The sequence below is a fragment of the Mycobacterium alsense genome, from assembly GCF_002086635.1.
Lineage (GTDB): Bacteria > Actinomycetota > Actinomycetes > Mycobacteriales > Mycobacteriaceae > Mycobacterium > Mycobacterium alsense.
Genome location: NZ_MVHD01000042.1, coordinates 1 through 16,160 on the forward strand (window position 1 = coordinate 1; position 16,160 = coordinate 16,160).

16 protein-coding genes and 1 pseudogene are annotated in these 16,160 nt (G+C 66.9%); 5 read left to right on the forward strand and 12 right to left on the reverse strand.

The genetic code is table 11. From position 1 onward, the window contains the following. The 8 genes from BST11_RS19800 to BST11_RS19835 form a co-directional block, all read right to left on the reverse strand. The coding region (locus tag BST11_RS19800; RefSeq protein ID WP_142276456.1) for a virulence factor Mce family protein at window positions 1-1,394 on the reverse strand (1,394 nt) is incomplete at its 3' end. Then, a complete protein-coding gene (locus BST11_RS19805) occupies window positions 1,391-2,950 on the reverse strand; it encodes a virulence factor Mce family protein (RefSeq protein ID WP_083139621.1) in 1,560 nt (519 codons plus the stop codon). The genes BST11_RS19805 and BST11_RS19800, both read right to left, overlap by 4 nt. Next, entirely contained in the window at window positions 2,947-3,987 is a 1,041-nt protein-coding gene (locus BST11_RS19810; RefSeq protein WP_083139623.1) for a virulence factor Mce family protein, read from the reverse strand. The genes BST11_RS19805 and BST11_RS19810 overlap by 4 nt, the downstream gene beginning before the upstream one ends. Continuing rightward, window positions 3,984-5,291 (reverse strand): MCE family protein, encoded by a 1,308-nt coding sequence (locus BST11_RS19815; RefSeq protein WP_083139625.1) that lies wholly within the window; start codon window positions 5,289-5,291, stop codon window positions 3,984-3,986. Before BST11_RS19815 ends, BST11_RS19810 begins: the two co-directional genes overlap by 4 nt. Before the next feature lie 5 nt (window positions 5,292-5,296). Continuing rightward, window positions 5,297-6,166, reverse strand: a complete 870-nt coding sequence (locus BST11_RS19820) for an ABC transporter permease (protein ID WP_083139626.1) — start codon at window positions 6,164-6,166, stop codon at window positions 5,297-5,299. Continuing rightward, complete coding sequence (locus BST11_RS19825) at window positions 6,167-6,880, reverse strand: MlaE family ABC transporter permease (protein WP_372509743.1); 714 nt, start codon at window positions 6,878-6,880, stop codon at window positions 6,167-6,169. Window positions 6,881-7,309: 429 nt separating this feature from the next. Next, entirely contained in the window at window positions 7,310-7,981 is a 672-nt protein-coding gene (locus tag BST11_RS19830) for a TetR/AcrR family transcriptional regulator (protein WP_083139628.1), read from the reverse strand. A 317-nt stretch (window positions 7,982-8,298) separates the two neighbouring features. Further along, window positions 8,299-8,613 (reverse strand): hypothetical protein, encoded by a 315-nt coding sequence (locus BST11_RS19835; RefSeq protein ID WP_244897720.1) that lies wholly within the window; start codon window positions 8,611-8,613, stop codon window positions 8,299-8,301. A gap of 267 nt (window positions 8,614-8,880) precedes the next feature. Here BST11_RS19835 and BST11_RS19840 point away from each other — a divergent pair, with 267 nt between their 5' ends. Beyond that, window positions 8,881-9,705, forward strand: a complete 825-nt coding sequence (locus BST11_RS19840; RefSeq protein WP_083139629.1) for an alpha/beta fold hydrolase — start codon at window positions 8,881-8,883, stop codon at window positions 9,703-9,705. On the opposite strand, the gene BST11_RS19845 is transcribed toward BST11_RS19840, so the two are convergent. After that, entirely contained in the window at window positions 9,671-10,948 is a 1,278-nt protein-coding gene (locus tag BST11_RS19845; protein ID WP_276034092.1) for an acyltransferase family protein, read from the reverse strand. The two genes, BST11_RS19840 and BST11_RS19845, sit on opposite strands and share 35 nt — an antisense overlap. 81 nt (window positions 10,949-11,029) lie before the next feature. Between BST11_RS19845 and BST11_RS19850 the strand changes: the two genes are divergently transcribed. After that, window positions 11,030-12,001: an aldo/keto reductase gene (locus BST11_RS19850; protein WP_083139633.1), complete on the forward strand. Its 972-nt coding sequence runs from the start codon at window positions 11,030-11,032 to the stop codon at window positions 11,999-12,001. Further along, window positions 12,001-12,984 carry an NAD-dependent epimerase/dehydratase family protein gene (locus BST11_RS19855; RefSeq protein ID WP_083139635.1) on the forward strand — a complete coding sequence of 328 codons (984 nt, stop codon included), beginning with the start codon at window positions 12,001-12,003 and terminating at the stop codon, window positions 12,982-12,984. The genes BST11_RS19850 and BST11_RS19855 overlap by 1 nt, the downstream gene beginning before the upstream one ends. 97 nt (window positions 12,985-13,081) lie before the next feature. Here the strand turns inward: BST11_RS19855 and arsB are convergent. From arsB to BST11_RS19875, 3 genes and pseudogenes are all read right to left on the reverse strand, one after another. Next, window positions 13,082-14,322: pseudogene (gene arsB, locus BST11_RS19865) on the reverse strand (ACR3 family arsenite efflux transporter); the annotation flags it as partial. Between the two features lie 63 nt (window positions 14,323-14,385). Next, a complete protein-coding gene (locus BST11_RS19870) occupies window positions 14,386-14,916 on the reverse strand; it encodes a DinB family protein (protein WP_083139638.1) in 531 nt (176 codons plus the stop codon). 65 nt (window positions 14,917-14,981) lie between these two features. After that, window positions 14,982-15,452, reverse strand: a complete 471-nt coding sequence (locus tag BST11_RS19875) for an ArsI/CadI family heavy metal resistance metalloenzyme (protein ID WP_083139686.1) — start codon at window positions 15,450-15,452, stop codon at window positions 14,982-14,984. 97 nt (window positions 15,453-15,549) lie between these two features. On the opposite strand from BST11_RS19875, the gene BST11_RS19880 reads away from it, so the two are divergent. Both BST11_RS19880 and BST11_RS19885 read left to right on the forward strand, forming a co-directional pair. Then, window positions 15,550-15,906, forward strand: coding sequence for an Rv2640c family ArsR-like transcriptional regulator (locus tag BST11_RS19880; RefSeq protein WP_083139639.1), 357 nt, complete (start codon window positions 15,550-15,552; stop codon window positions 15,904-15,906). A gap of 96 nt (window positions 15,907-16,002) precedes the next feature. Beyond that, window positions 16,003-16,143 (forward strand): hypothetical protein, encoded by a 141-nt coding sequence (locus BST11_RS19885; RefSeq protein WP_211284740.1) that lies wholly within the window; start codon window positions 16,003-16,005, stop codon window positions 16,141-16,143. Window positions 16,144-16,160: the final 17 nt, after the last annotated feature.

Sequence of the window (16,160 nt, forward strand, 5' to 3'; positions counted from 1 at the left end):
GTCTGCAGCCCGGGGGCGGGGGGCGGGGCGTCCGGGCCACCCAAGAGTTCGGCCAGGGATTCGGGGGTCAGCAGCCTCCCGGTGGCCGGCCCCACCTGTGTGCCTTGCATGCCCGGCGCGACGACCCAGCCCGGCTGGGTGTTGCGGTGCGACAGCGGGGTGTCCGGCACCCAAATCCCCGGCACCGTGGTGTCTTTGTACCCGTTGGGCGGCTGGAGCCGGGGCTCGGAGTAGGCGATCTCCTTGGGTAGCGCCTCGGCGGTGCTGAACGCGTTCAGCCCGAACGGCAGGTAGTTGAACTTGATCGCATCGAGGATCGGTGCCAGGTACTGCGCGCACAATTCGGCGGATTCCTGGTAGCCCAGCCGGCTGCCGGCCTGAATCATGCTGCACACGAACTGCATTGGATTGGCGAAGTTCGGGATCGCCGGGATGGACATGACGGCGCCGTGCGACGGGTGGTAGATCTGGCTGAGATTGGTCTCCAGCGTCGGCAGGACGTGCAGGGCGGTCTCCAAACCGTTCAGTGGGTCGGGTTGCACGAGCGTGGTCGTCAGGTCGGCGAGGTTGTCGATGTCGTGGGCGAGCACCTCGCGGTTTTTGGCCAGGAACGGGCGCAGCGTGGAGAGCAGGCTGTCGAACTGCTGGATCGCATCGGCGAGGTCGCGGTCGGACCGGGTCAGCTTGTCGGTGAACTGGGCCAGGTTGTTGTTCAGCGCGACGAACTGCCGGTCGTCCTTGTGCAGGGCGTTGACGAACTGCGCCAGGCTGCGGATGACGGCGAAGAAGTCACCGCGGCCCTCGTTCAGCGCGGTCAGCGACCGCGACAGGCTGTTCAGCGTGGTGTTGATCTGCTTGCCCTTGCCGGACAAGCCGTCCGCGAACGACTCGATGGCCTCACCGAACGGGCCCTTGGGCTGCTCGGGCGTCGGGCCGAGCTTGGAGATGATGTTGGCGACGCTTTCGCGCAGTTCGTCCCACTCCGTCGGCACCTGCGTGCGCTCGATCGGGATCACCGCGTTGTTGCCCAACACCGGCCCGCCCTTATAGGGCGGCTCGAGCTGAATGCTCCGCGACGCGACCAGGGTCGGGTTCACGACCACGGCGGACGCGTTGGCGGGCACCTTGTATTTGTTGTCGTAGTGAAACGTCACCTTCATCTTGTCGCCAGCCGGCTCGATCTTGTCGACCGAACCCACGCGGACACCCATGATCTGGACCTTGTCGCCGGCATAGAGCGCGTTCGCCGTTGGCAGGTAGGCGATTACGGTGTTGGTGGTCAAGCTGTGGTAGAGCCGCCAGCCGACCAGCCCGGCGGCCAGGGCCAGCAGCACCACCAGCGCCCCGATGATCGTCCGGGGCCGCGGTTTGCGGGTGCGGAGGACGTCGCTCAATTCTGGTTACCTCCCGCGATTCCGCTGCCTCCCGTGCCGCTGGGGTTGATGAACGGCGCGGGCAACTGCTGGCCGGGTCCCGGTGGCGCCGGCGGCCCCGGCGGCAGCCCGGGCGCGAACGCCGCCGGTGGCGGGGTGGGGCCGGCGGGTTGCAGGTTCTCGGTGCGCGCGCCCGGCGGTGCCTGGGTGGGCAGCGGCACCGGTGTGCCCGGGGCGTCCGGCGGCGGGTCGCCCGGCCGCGCGGCGATCGGGATACCCGGCGTTGGCGGCAAACCGTTCGGGTTGGGCGGCGACGGCTGGACGTCGATCGGTGCCGGGAAAGCGCCGCCGAACGGCCCGATGCCTATGCCCGCGCACGGCAACGGATTCCACGGCCGCGGCAGTGCGTCGGCCGGTGGGGTGTACGAGCACGCCGTTCCCGGCGGGACGGCCGGACCCGGATGATCCGGGGTGCCCTCGAGCACCGGAGGTGCCGGCGGCGGCGCCCCGTTCGGGAAGCGGGTGCCGTTGGGGTCGGGCCAACGGAACTCTGGAAGCCCGGCGCTACGCCAGAAGTCTTCGGGGTCGATACCGCGCTTCTTGAAGGCGGCGTCGACGAACGGCTGCAAGATCCAGTACGGCAGCAGGTTGGACAAGACGATCTTGAAGTACGGCCCCGAAGCGACCGATTCCCCTAGCGATGCGGCGAATTGGCTGACGTACGTGAGGGTTTGGGCCAGGTCGTCCTTGCGTGCCACCAGGACGTCGCTGATGGCGCGCAACTGCTCGAGCACGGGATTGAGGTTCGGGTTGTCGTTGATGAACCCCTGCACCTGGGCCGAGAAGGCGGAAATGTTGTGCAGCAGTGCACCGATGGCGCGGCTGCGTTCGTTGAACGCGACCAGCAACGTCTTCGCGTTGACCAACAACCGGTTGATCTGTTCGCTGCGGTCACCGAGCACACCGGCCACTTGGTGCGCCTGCGCGAGCAGGTGCTTGATCTGTTCGTCGCGTTTACCGATGGTGTCGGAGAACCTGCTCAAGCCGTCGAGCGCGGCACTCAGATGCGGGTACGTCTCATCGACGGTCTGCGACAAGACATTCAGCGACTGCTTGACCTTGTCGACGTCCCAGCCGGTCGCGGCCTTGGTGACATCGAAAGCCGCGTCATAGAGCTGGTAGGGGGTGGTGCTTTGGCCCAGCGGCAACACGGCTCCGGGCCGCAACGCCTGCTTTCCCCGCGGCTCGATCTCCAGCACCTTCTTGCCCAGGATGGTGTCGGTCTTGATCGCGAGCCGGCTCTCGTTGCCGATGGTGTTGGCGCCGATCGAAAACTTGATGATGACGTGGTCGCCGTCGATATCGAACGCCTCCACCTTGCCGACGTTCACGCCGGAGATGCGTACCTTGTCGCCCTTGATGAGTTGGCCGGTGTCGGTGAACTGCCCGTAGTAGCTCGGAGTTGCGAACATCATCGGGATGCTGGTGAAGCTTTGGCCGACGGCGACCACGAGCAGCAGCACGGTGATGCCCATCAGTCCGACCCGGCTGCGATTGAATTCGGTGAGGGTTCTCATTGCGGCGTGCACCTACCGGTGGGTTGCTGCCAGATCCGGACCGTGCGGACCGGGCCGCCGGGCTGCAACCCGTTCCACCTGATGCTCAGGTCACACAGGTAGAAGTTCACCCAGTCCCCGTAGAGACCGATGCTGCGTCCGATCAGGTTGAGCGCGGTCGGCGTCTTGTGGATCAGGTCGCCGAGCTGATCGCGTTGGTCGACGAGTGGCTGCTGCAGCGCCTGCAGATAGTCGATCGCCTTGTGCAGCAGAGCGCGGTTGTCCGCGAGGAGGTCGGCCACCGTTCCCGCGGCGTCGCTGACGTTCGCGGTGCCGGCCGCCAGCGGGTCGGCGTGGTTTTGCAGCCCGGTGATCAATCTCTCGAAGTTGTCGACAGTTTGGTCGAATTCCTTGCGATGCCTGACCGTCGTGTCGAGCACGGTGTTCAGGTTCTTGACCACCTCGCCGATCGCCTGATCGCGATCGGCGACGTGCGCGGTCAGCTGCGCGGTCTGGTCCAGGATGTCGTTGATGGTGCCGCCCTGACCCTGGAACACGGTGATGATCGCCGACGCGATGGTGTTGACCTTTTCCGGATCGAGCGCCCGGAACAGTGGCTTGAAACCACCGATCAGCGCGTCGAGATCCAGCGCCGGTGCCGTTCGGGAAAGCGGGATGAATCCGCCCGGCGGCAACACCCGGTCCGCGGCCGCGCCCTCGCCGCGCTTGAGCTCCAGGTAGCGGTCGGCGAACAGGTTGAGGTAGCGGATCTGCGCGGTCGTCGACTGATAGAGCGTTATCGAGCGGTCGACGTCGAAGTCCACCAGCACCCGCTGGCCGCCGTCGATCAGCCGCACCGTCTTGACCTTCCCGATCTCCACTCCGGCCGCGCGGACGAACTGACCGTTTTTCAGCCCGCTGGCATTCTTGAACTCCGCGGAATAGGTGTTGGTGCGGTTGAAGCGCATCTGGGCGAACACCACCACGATCGACGCGGTGATCAGCGCCAGCACCAGGGAGACGATGCCGAGCTTGATGGCGGAACCGGTGACTTTCATGGGTTGATCGTGTTGTCCCCGACCTGGCGGCCCCAGACGTACTCGATCGCGTACGGGGAGCCGGTTTCCAGATGGTTGTAGGGCGCGAGGCTGGCGCCGGTGTCGACCACCAGGCTCGGCGCCGGCCACAGGTCATGGGTGATGGTCTGCCAGCAACCGGGGGCGCCCCCCGGGCCACCGCGGGCGTTCACGCGTGGCAGATTGTCCGGGTACACAAAGGGATTCGGCGCCCCGCCGACCAGCCCGGCCAGGCCCAGGAGCCCCATCGTGGCGGCGGCCCCCGCCAAACCCGGGAGCGTGAGGATGCCACCCAACCCCGACGTCAGTTCGGTCATGGTCTTGAGCGCGTAGCCGTTGCCGCCGCCCGTCGTCGCATAGGCCGCCGGTTCTTCGTCGTAGTAGTTGCGGATGGTGCAGAAGATCTCGGGGCTGTAGGTGTCGAACAGCTGGGCGGTGGGCACCAAATCGGCCGCCCCCCGCTGCAGGTAGGGCCCGCCGCGGGCGAAGATGTCCGCGCCGGTGTTGCCCAGCCCCGCGGCGGCCAGCAGCGCGGCATCCAGGTCGGCTTCCTGGCGGTGCAGGGTCCGCGCCGTCGTCACGGCGTTGTTGAGGGAATCGATGAGATCCGGCGCGGCGTCCGCGTAGATGTCGCCCAGGGCCGCAAGCCGTTGGATGTCGTGCCGGATCTGCGGCATTTGGGGGTTGATGTCGTCGAGGATGGCGTTGGCGTTGACGATCGATTGCCCGAACTTGTCGCCCAGCCCGGTCAACGCCTGCGCGGCCGCGGCCAGGGTCAGGTTGACCTTGACCGGATCCAGCTTCTCCGTGATCGAGGTGAGGGTGTCGAACAGCGTGTTGAACTCCGTGGTCACCGACCTCGCATCGATGGTGTGCTGCGACGTGATGTGCTGCGGCATCGGCTTTTTCGGCGAGGTCAACGACACGTACTTGTTGCCGAACAGCGTGGTCGCCCTGATATTGGCGTCCACGTTGGCCGGGATCAGCTCGATCCACTTCGGATTCACGTTCAAAACGAATTCGGCCGCCGGCTTGCCGTCACGCTCGATCTCCGAAATGCTGGCCACCCGGCCGATTTCCACCCCGTTGTAGGTGACCTTCGACCCCGGATCCATCACCAATCCGGCCCGCGGCGCCAACATCGTCAGTTGTGTCGTCGGTGAGAGCCGGCCCCGAAACTGCAACCACACGAATCCCAACACCGCCGCGGACACCACCAAGAACACCAACGCCGTCGTCCGGTAGGGCGGAATGCGTTGCGGGTTCTCCTTCGCCGGGCTCGTCATCGCGCCTACACGGTGAGGTTGAAGTTCGGGGTTTTGCCGTAGACCGCCATCGCGGTCAGTACGACCACCACGACGATGGTGATCAACGACAGCCGCATCGACCGGCCGACCGCTTCGCCGACGCCCACCGGCCCGCCGGTGGCGTTGTAGCCGTAGTAGCAGTGGGTGGTCATCACGACCACCGCGACCAGGATCACCTCCGCGAACGACCAGCCCACGTCGTTGAGGCGCAGGAAGGTGTGGAAGTAGTGGTTGTACGTGCCGATGGACTGCCCGTACAGCAGGACGGTGGTGACCTGCTGGGACAAAAACGCCATGGTCATCGCCAACCCGTAGAGCGGGACGATGACGATCAGACCCGCCACCACCCGAGTGGACGCCAGGAAGGCGACCGACCGGATACTCATCACCTCGAGCGCGTCGATCTCCTCGGCGATGCGCATGGCGCCCAGTTCGGCCGTGGCGCCGGCGCCGACCGTGGCGGCGAGCGCCTGGCCGGCGGCCACCGGCGCCACGAACCGCACATTGACCAGCGCGGCCAGGAACCCGGTGAACGCCTCGACACCGATATTTCCCAGGGTCGCGTAGCCCTGGATGGCGACCAATGACCCCGCGGACAGGGTGATGAAGCCGACGATGGCGGCGGTGCCACCGACCACGGCCATCGCGCCGGTGCCCATCCCCATCTGGGCAACCATGCGCAGCAGCTCCTTGCGGTAGCGGTGAACGGCGAAGGGGATCTGCCCGATCGCACTCAGCGCGAACCAGACCATCTGTCCGATCTCGACCAGCGGCCGGGTGGGGGTGTCCCCGTAGCGCTGGAGCGCGGCCGTCGTCCGGGGGAATCGGACCCGCAGCGCTGCGACCGTAGCCATTCAGCGCCCCGTCCCGAACCGGACACCGATGGTCGTCAGCGCCGCATTGACCGCGAACAGCGCGATGAAGCAGAGCACCACCGTCTCGTTGACGGCGGTGCCGAGGCCTTTGGACCCACCGTGGACGATCAGCCCGCGGTAACACCCGACCAGCCCGGCGATCAGACCGAACGTCGCCGCTTTGATGAACGCGATCACCACCTCGGGCAGGCCGGTCAGCGCCGTCAGCGTGGAGAGGTAGGCGCCGCTCGAGACGTTCTGCAGGTACACGCTGAAGAGGTAGCCACCCCCCAGACCGACGGCGACGACGAGGCCGTTGAGCAGGACCGCGACCATCGTCGAGGCGACGACGCGGGGGACCACCAGCCGGTGGATCGGGTCAATGCCGAGCACCTCGAGCGCATCGATTTCCTCGCGGATGGTTCGCGCGCCGAGGTCGGCGCAGATCGCGGTGCCCCCGGCGCCCGCGACGACGAGCACCGTCACGATCGGGCCGAGCTGCGTGACCGCGCCGATCGCGGCACCCGCACCGGATACGTCGGCGGCGCCGATCTCGCCCAGCAGGAGGTTGAGCGTGAAGATGAGCAGCACGGTTTCCGGGATGGACACCGCGATGGTGGGTAGCAGCGATACCCGCATGAGGAACCAGCCCGTCCAGATGAACTCACGCCATTCGAACGGCTGCCGGAGCGCTTTGCCGGTGAGCACGCACATGCGGAAGAACCCGCCGGCCACCTCCGTCCCCGGCCGGATCTTGTCGAGCACCTTGCCGGTAGCAATACTCGCGGTGGTCATCGGCGGCCGCCGAGCGGTGAAAACGGCTTCACTGCAGCGCGTTTCGAGCCACATCCCACGGTGGGGAGCGATGGTTCTTCGCGTGGCCCACCGCGCGACCGCTCGCCTCGACCCCCTCGCCGGCCGAAAGTATCTGCCCTCGGGCTCCATGCCGCCCACGCTCGCGCCACACGGCAACTATTCCACTAGACCGTACGGTCAGTCAACAAAAATTCGCCGGCTGAGCCTGCGGCGGCACTCCCGGCCTGCGCCGCGCTCCACGAAAGTGACGATCGGGGTCCGCGCCGCGCTTCGGGCGTACCGATTGCGGCTAATCAAGGGCCTCGCAACGTATTCCGCACCGAGCGGTTAATGCGCCGGGTCCGTTACCTTTGCGAGGCACTCGCGGACCACCGAGACCACGCCGGCGGAAGGGTTGGCCCAGTTGCTCAGGCCCAACCGGTCGAGCAGCAGTCCACCGAGGAAAAGGTCGACGAAGGCGGCACCGACTTGCTCGGGTGTGCGGGAACCGGCGGGGTCGAACCACACCCACATCCACTCGAGCGATCCCCACAGCTGCAGTGCCGCCAGTTCGACGTCCACGCTTCGGAACACGCCGCATTCGACCCCGCGTTGGATCTCGTCAATCACCAGCTCCTGCAAGTCATTACGCAATTTGCGCACTTCTTGCATCGCGGGATCATCGAACAGCTGAACCACCTCTCGCTGGCTTGCCACCGCGGCATCGCGGGCCATCACCTGGAGCAATGCCGACGCGTAGATGGCGGCGGCGATGCGTTCGTGCGGCGCCGCCACACGATCCCATACCATCCGCAGCACATCGAGCTGGCGGGCCAGGTGAGATTCTTCAAGCTCCCGCAGCATCTGAGCTTTGGTTCCGAAGTGGTGGACGATGGTGCCCTTGGACATGCCGAGCTCGTCGGCGATGTCGCCGATATTCGTTTTGTCATAGCCACGTTCGGCGACATAGCGGACGAACGCGTCGAGGATCTCGCTCCGCCTGCCAGGCGATCTGGGCATGTTCAATCCCTTGGTAACTAACCGTACGAACGGTCTATCATAACCCGCGGCCGCGCGAAACCGGGTCAGCGATTTGCCGCCGTGGCGATCCGTGTCGCCGGGCTACGGGGTGAGGTCGAGACCGGGGGAGTGAAAACCCGCCCGTGCGCGCGGAGCCCGCGCCCGCGGGATCGTCGAAGCCCGGTTGAATGCGGGCGGAGGGCCCGCGACCGGGCCGGGAAGGGCGCGTGAGCGCATGAAGCCGCGGCAAGTGTCCCCACGGGACCGGGGACGATGGGAACGCTGAAAGTCGTTTCTTTGTTCTGCTGCCGGGCGGGTCAACAGGACCTGCGACGCGGCGCCGCGACCGAGTCATCCGGGGCGGTGACGACATACATGGCCGCACCGGGTGCCGCCTTGATTTCTCCGGTCGCGTATACGGTCATGAGCTCCCGGCCGTCACGCTCGGCAACGCACACGTGGGTGTCGGTCTCGGGATCGTAGTCGAATCTGTCCCAAGCCAACACGAACGCCAAGCAGTGGCCGTCGCGATCCGTGACGACAAGCTTGTGCGCACCGGACTCCTTCAATAGCTTGGCGTCCCGCGCTTGCTGAGGAACCTGGTTGGTGTCGAGCGTGAGGCTGTTTATCATCTGCGTACTCCCTTGGCGACGTGGTCTCCGTCTGGTCCGGACGCTCAAATAACTCCGAACCTGAGCAATTTTCCTCTTATCCACCGCGGCTGGCCAGGGCATTACGGCCCTTGGGAAGGGGGTCGCCGGTCCCTCGGCATCCAGGGTCGTCCCGGGCGGTGGATCACATTCTGGTGGCCGCCTGCGAAGCTATTGTGACCGATGGAAACCGTGGCATAGTCATATTGCTGTCGTATCGCTCGAAACACCGCGCTGAAAGGTTTGGCTATGCCGACGGTAACCACCAAGGACGGCGTCGAGATCCACTACAAGGACTGGGGTTCCGGCCAACCCATCGTGTTCAGCCACGGCTGGCCGCTGTCGTCGGACGACTGGGATCCGCAAATGCTCTTCTTCCTGAACCAGGGCTATCGCGTCGTCGCGCACGATCGCCGCGGGCACGGGCGTTCGGCCCAGGTCGCCGATGGGCACGACATGGACCACTACGCCGACGATCTGGCGGCGGTGGTCGAACACCTGGATCTGCGCGACGCGGTGCACATCGGCCACTCGACCGGGGGCGGCGAGGTGGTGCACTACCTGGCCCGCCACGGCCAGAGCCGCGCCGCCAAGGCCGTGCTCATCAGCGCGGTCCCACCGCTGATGGTCAAGACCGAGGACAATCCCGGCGGGATGCCCAAAGAGGCCTTCGACGACCTGCAGGCGCAACTGGCGGCCAACCGATCCGAGTTCTTCCGCGCGTTGCCGTCGGGACCGTTTTACGGATTCAACCGGCCCGGCGCCGAACCGTCGGAAGCGATCATCGAAAACTGGTGGCGCCAGGGCATGACGGGTGATGCCAAGGCGCACTACGAGGGGATCGTCGCGTTCTCCCAGACCGATTTCCGGGAAGACCTCAAGAAGGTCACGGTGCCGGTCCTGGTGATGCACAGCAAAGACGACCAGATCGTGCCGTACGAGGTGGCCGGCCCGCTGTCGGCGAAGCTGTTGCCCAACGGCATCCTGAAGACCTACACGGGTTTTCCGCACGGCATGATCACCACGCAGGCCGAGACCGTCAACGCCGACGTGCTGGAGTTCCTCCGGTCGTAGGCGTGAGCGCCACCAGCACCGCGCCGACGGCGAAAGCCAGCGCGGTCAGCCACGGGTAGCTGCCGTCGGGCGCGAAGCCGTCGGCGGCGAGGAACGACAGGGCATAGGCCGCCATCACCGCGCCGGCCAGTAGGGCGGCTTCGGTCCAGCGATCCCTCAGCGGCACACCGATCGTCGGCAGCGGCGCGGCGAAAACGCGCCGCGCCCACCACAACAGCACCATCACGACCGCCGCCACCACGGCCAGGACGGCCACCCATAGCAGCCTGGCCAGCCACCACTGGCCCGTGCCCAGGGGTGGTTGCGGCAACAGTCCGGCCGGATAGCCGACGATCGCCACGATCACGACGGGAATCATGTGCCACAGGTAGAGGGCCATGACGTTGTCGTTGCCGATCGTCAACGTGCGCTTGATCGCATCCGCGCGCAGCGCGCGGTTGAGCGCGGGCGCGAGCGAGATCACCAAACCCGCCTGGGCGCACCCGAAGGCCAACAACGCGGCGGTGGGCGGGGTGGTGTTGTCGATGGTCTGCCCGGGCACGCCGATCATGCTGACCGGGTACGGGCCCAGAGCGGTCAGCAGCCCCAGCGCCACCCCCGAGACCCCCGCGAGCACGACGGATCTGCGGATCGGCAATGACCCGGCGCGCCAAGCAATTCCGAGCTGGTAGAACGTTCCCCAGCACAACAGGTAATTCACCCGTGCGAGGTGGTCCACATGGCCGGCGATCGACAGCGCGTCCACCGCCACGACCGCCGCCCCGAGCCCCGCCGGCGCCAGCAGGCCCCAACGACGGTGTGCCGCAATGGCGATCGGCGTCAGCGCCACCACCATCAGGTAGACGGCGAGGAACCACAAATGCATCGCCACCGCCCAGCCCGCGTACTGCAGCGTCGAACCCGACACGTGACCCGCTTCGAGCGCCACCACGACCGCGGACACCAGCGCGACGTACACCGCCGTCGGGCCCAGCACCCGGGCCAGCCGGCGCCGAAGCCATTCCTGCCGCGACACCCCCTCAGCCTCGCGCCGATGCGCCCAGGACACCGCGCCCGCGTAGCCCGCCACCACGAAGAACGTCGGGACCGCCTGGAACGGCCACGTCAGCCACTGCGTCCAGGGCATGTCGACGAGCGGGTTTTCCCGTCCGAACGACCCGTCGTGGTAGGTCACCGAACCGGCCAGCCAGTGACCCAGCACGATGAGGACCACGCCGGAGACCCGGTAGAAGTCGACCGCCATGTCGCGGACCGGTTTTGCGGTGTGCACGGGCGCCACGGTACCCGCCGGGGGGACCGGATTCGTCCGGCGCACAATGAGCGCATGAAACCGGCTCATCTCGCCACACTCGAAGTTGGACGCCTCGGTCTTGGCGCGATGGGGATGTCCGTCGCCTACGCCGGTGCCGGAAGCGACGACGCCGAGTCCATCCGCACGGTCCATCGCGCCATCGACCTCGGCGTCACGCTGATCGACACCGCCGAGGTCTACGGCCCCTACGTCAACGAGGACCTCGTGGCGCGCGCCCTGCGGGGCCGGCGTGACGAGGTGGTGCTGGCGACGAAGTTCGGCCTGATCTCCCACACCGGCCGCGACGGCCTCGACAGCAGCCCCGCCAACATCCGCATCGCCGTGGAGGGCTCACTGCGCAGGCTGGAGACCGACCACATCGACCTCTACTTCCAACACCGCCTGGACCGCCAGACCCCGATCGAGGAAACGATCGGCGCACTGGCCGAGCTGGTCGGCGCCGGAAAGGTCAGGCACATCGGCCTTTCCGAGGTCGGCGTCAACACCATTCGCCGCGCCCATGCCGTGCATCCCATCACCGCCGTGCAGTCCGAATACTCGGTGTGGACGCGCGACCCCGAAGACGGGGTCCTCGACGTCCTGCGCGAACTCGGAATCGGGTTCGTCGCCTACTCGCCGCTCGGCCGCGGGTTCCTCACCGGCGCGATCCGCTCCAACGACGAGCTTCCCGACGGCGACTACCGCAAGACCAACCCCCGCTTCTTCGCGGAGAACTTCCAGCACAACCTCGACAGCGCCGACGAGTTGCGCGCCATCGCCGCCGACGTCGGCGCCAGCCCGGCCCAGGTCGCGTTGGCCTGGCTGCTCGCGAAAGGGCCTGACATCGTGCCGATTCCGGGAACCAAGCGGGTCGCGCGGCTCGAGGAGAACGCCGGAGCCGACGCCGTCGCGCTCACCCCCGAGCAACTGGCGAGAATCGACGGGCTCACCCCACCCGTCGGGGGCCACCACGCGGCGGCACAAATGGGCTGGATCGACCGCTAGTGGGCACCGCGACGAAATTGGTGATCGGCGCCAGCGGCTTCCTGGGTTCCCACGTGACCAGGCAGCTGGCCGCCTCGGGGGCCGACGTTCGAGTCATGTTGCGCCACACCAGTTCCACCAAGGGGATCGACGACTTGCCCGTCGAGCGGTGTTACGGCGACGTTTTCGACGACGCCGCCCTGCGGGAGGCCATGACCGGGTGCGACGTCGTCTACTACTGCGTCGTCGACGCGCGGATGTGGCTGCGCGATCCGTCGCCGCTGTTTCGGACCAACGTCGAAGGGCTGAAGCACGTGCTCGACGCCGCGCTGCGGGCCGACCTGACGAAGTTCGTATACACCAGCACCCCGGGCTCTTTGGCGATCAGCGACACCCGGCCGGTCACCGAGGACGATCCGCACAACTGGGACCAGGGCGGCGCCTACATCGAGGCCCGGGTGGCCGGGGAGAACCTGCTGCTGTCGTACGCGCGGGAGCGGGGGCTGCCCGCCGTGGCAATGTGCATATCCACCACCTACGGCCCCGGCGACTGGGCGCCGACCCCGCACGGCTCGCTGCTGTCGCTGGTCGCCAACGGGCGTTTCCCCTTCTACCTGGACTACTCGTCGGAGGTCGTGGGCATCGAGGATGCGGCCCGGGCAATGCTTTTGGCCGCGGAACGCGGGCGAAGCGGGGAGCGCTACATCATCTCCGACCGCTACATGAGCATCAAGGAGCTGCACCGGATCGCGGCCGCCGCGGTGGGCAGGCGGCCACCGCGCATCCCCATCCCGATGCCGGTGCTGCGCGCCGGGGCCCGCGCCAACGACCTCATGGCGCGCGTCCTGCGCCGCGACCTTCCGTTCGCCTACGCCGGGATTCGCATGGCCGAGCTCATGTCGCCGCTCGATCACGGCAAGGCCGAACGCGAGCTCGGGTGGAAGCCCGAACCCGTCGAGGACTCGATCCGCAAGGCCGCGGTCTTTTTCGCCTCACGACGCTAATCCCGTGTGTCGCTTTGGTTTCAGTGGTCACATGCGGGGATGGTCCGTCGGCTTCGCCGCGACTGGCCGGCACGCCTAGGCGGGCGCGCCATGACTCCATCGCGGGTGCGGACAGGGGGTTGAGTGCGTCCCCCGGCCGGGTGCCCGCCGAATGGACCGACACCGTGTCGCCCGCGGGCTTTCGCATGAGGCCGGCAGCCATTTGCGAGTCGCCCGCTTTCTTGACGCAGACGAACAGCACGCCGGGCTTGGCCGTCATGCGCTGACCCTGTCCGAGGCAAAGCGGTCGCGCAGTGCGAGCGAGACATACACCAGCGCCACCAACACCGGCACCTCGATGAGCGGGCCGACCACCCCGGCGAGCGCCTGACCCGACGCCGCGCCGAACGTGGCGATGGCGACGGCGATGGCCAGCTCGAAGTTGTTCCCGGCGGCGGTGAACGCCAGCGTGGTGGTGCGCTGGTAGCCCAAGCCGAGCAGCGCGCCGAGCACGTAGCCGCCGCCCCACATGACGGCGAAGTACGCCAGCAGCGGCAGGGCGATGCGGGCGACGTCCAGGGGACGGGAGATGATCTGAGCGCCCTGGAGGGCGAACAGGATGACGATGGTGAACAGCAGGCCGTAGAGCGCCCACGGCCCGACCTTCGGCAGGAACCGGCTCTCGTACCAGTCGCGGCCCTTGGCGCGCTCACCGATGCGGCGCGACAGGTAACCCAGCACCAGGGGCGCGCCGAGGAAGATCAGCACCGACTTGGCGATCTGCCACGGCGAGACGCTGATCGACGTTTGATCCAGGCCAAGCCAGCCGGGCAGCACCGACAGGTAGAACCAGCCCAATGCGGCGAACATGACTACCTGGAACACCGAGTTGAGCGCGACCAGCACGGCGGCGGCTTCCCGGTCACCGCATGCGAGGTCATTCCAAATGATGACCATCGCGATGCAGCGCGCCAGGCCGACGATGATCAGGCCGGTGCGGTACTCCGGCAGGTCCGGCAGCAGCAGCCATGCCAACGCGAACATCAGCGCCGGGCCGACCAACCAGTTGAGCACCAGCGAGGCCGCCATCAGCTTGCGGTCGCCGGTCACAGTGTCGAGCCGGTCGTAGCGGACCTTGACCAACACCGGATACATCATCACCAGCAGCCCGATGGCGATGGGCAGGCTGACGCCGTCGAGCTGGACCGCGCCCAGCGCCAGGTCGAAACCGGGGACAGCGCGGCCCAGCAGCAGCCCGGCGACCATGGCGGCGCCGATCCACACCGGCAGAAAACGGTCAAGCGTGGACAGCTTGCCGACGACGGGTGTGTGGTGGTCAGTGGTGGCGGGTGCGGTCATGCCGGGAGCCCTTCCGCTGTGTTGGCTGCCAAGCTAGCAGCCGATGAAATCGCCCCGACGTGTTCACGCCGTCGCGGTGAGCGTGAGCTGGCGGGCGTGGAAGTCGAAGTGCCGTCCGGGGTAGCGGTAAACGTCCTCCAACGTCATGTAGTCCTCGAAAAACGGATCCCAGCGGGTTGGGTAATGCATACCGCGAGCGAAGTCGGCGTCGTTCTCTTGGGCGAGTTTTCGTTGCAGCGAGGCGATTACACGGTCGAGTTTTGCGCCCATCCTGCGCCGGTTGTAGACGACGGCGGCCGCACATGAGCCGTAGTAGTTGACGATGTGGAACGGCCTGGCTGCGACGTCGAGCACGTCGGCATAGACGCGGCTCACTCGACCGGGCAGGCGGCTGAAAATCTTGACGAGAACCAACAGTCGCTGTACGACCATGTAGCCGAACACAATATGGAACAGCAGTTGCTCGTTGTTCCATCGCGTTCCGCGTGTCGGCTTGGCCCAATCGTCGGGCTTCGTGGCCTCGAGTAGGCGGTGAAACTCGGCGCGCGCCCGCTCCAAGTCGGCGGATATGTCATCGCGGTCCGCAACGTGCATGCCTCGATAATGCGCCTGCCGCGCAGCGCGTGTAGGCACGGCCGCGCGGCAGGTCGCGAATCGGTTTAGCAGCACGACGCCGCCGGTTCGAGGTCACGCTCGGCGGAGCCGCCGCAGCACACCGCACCCTCGGCGTCAGGGTCGCGGCGCTGCGGACCGGACCCGAAGGTTTCCGAGTCGGCCAGCTTGGTGTAAACCTCCCACTTCTCGTCGTCGGGCGCGGTCACCCACACCTTGTCTTGCGTGGCGAAGCAGCAGGTGGTGTTCAGCTCCTCCTGGGTGAACAGGCCGGCACCGGCCAGGCGGGCGATCTCGGCGTGCACGGTCTCGCTGGACTCCACCTCGACCCCGAGGTGGTTGAGCGATCCGCCTTTGCCGGGGTTCTCGATCAGAACCAGCTTGAGCGGCGGCTCGGAAACGGCGAAGTTGGCGTAGCCGGGCTTGACCTTGGCTGGCTCGGTGCCGAGCAGCTTGGTGTAGAACGCGATGGACGCATCGAGGTTATCGACGTTGAGCGCCAGTTGAACGCGGGACATGGGCACCTCCGAGGTGTGTGACATATGCCGAAAGGGTGGCACCCCTGGTATACGCCACCTTTTTGATAAATGTCAAATTCTCTGGCATCATGACTAGGTGCCCAAGACGCTCCCGATGATCGACATGACGCAGCCGGTGTGCTGCGCACCGGTTGCCGCTGGACCCGCGGACGACGCCTCCGCCCTGGACGTGGCAATGCGACTCAAGGCGCTGGCCGATCCGGTGCGGGTCAAGCTCATGTCCCTGTTGTTCGCCGCCGAGGAGCCAAGTACGACGGGATCGCTCGCCGCTGCCGTCGGGCTGTCGGAGTCCACGGTCAGCCACCACCTCGGTCAGCTTCGCACCGCTGGTTTCGTTGCATCGGAGCGCCAGGGGATGAGCGTGCACCACACCGCCCGCCGGGACGCGCTGACTGCGTTGTGCCAGGTGCTCGACCCAAGCTGCTGCACTTAGGCGGAGCGCGTCGTCAGTGTTGCCCTTCAGCACCGGGTAGCTGATCGGTGCGGTTAGACGTCAGCCGCTCAGCCGTCGGCCAGATAGCAGTACAGCGTGGCCCGGCTGATACCCGGCGTGGCCGCGATGGTTGCCACCGGCTCGCCGCCGCATCTGGATCACGGCCAACCCCGCACCGACCCCTACCACCACCCCGAACGCCTCACCACCAACACCGACGAAGACGACGATCCGTAGTCGCAAGATCGCCAGGC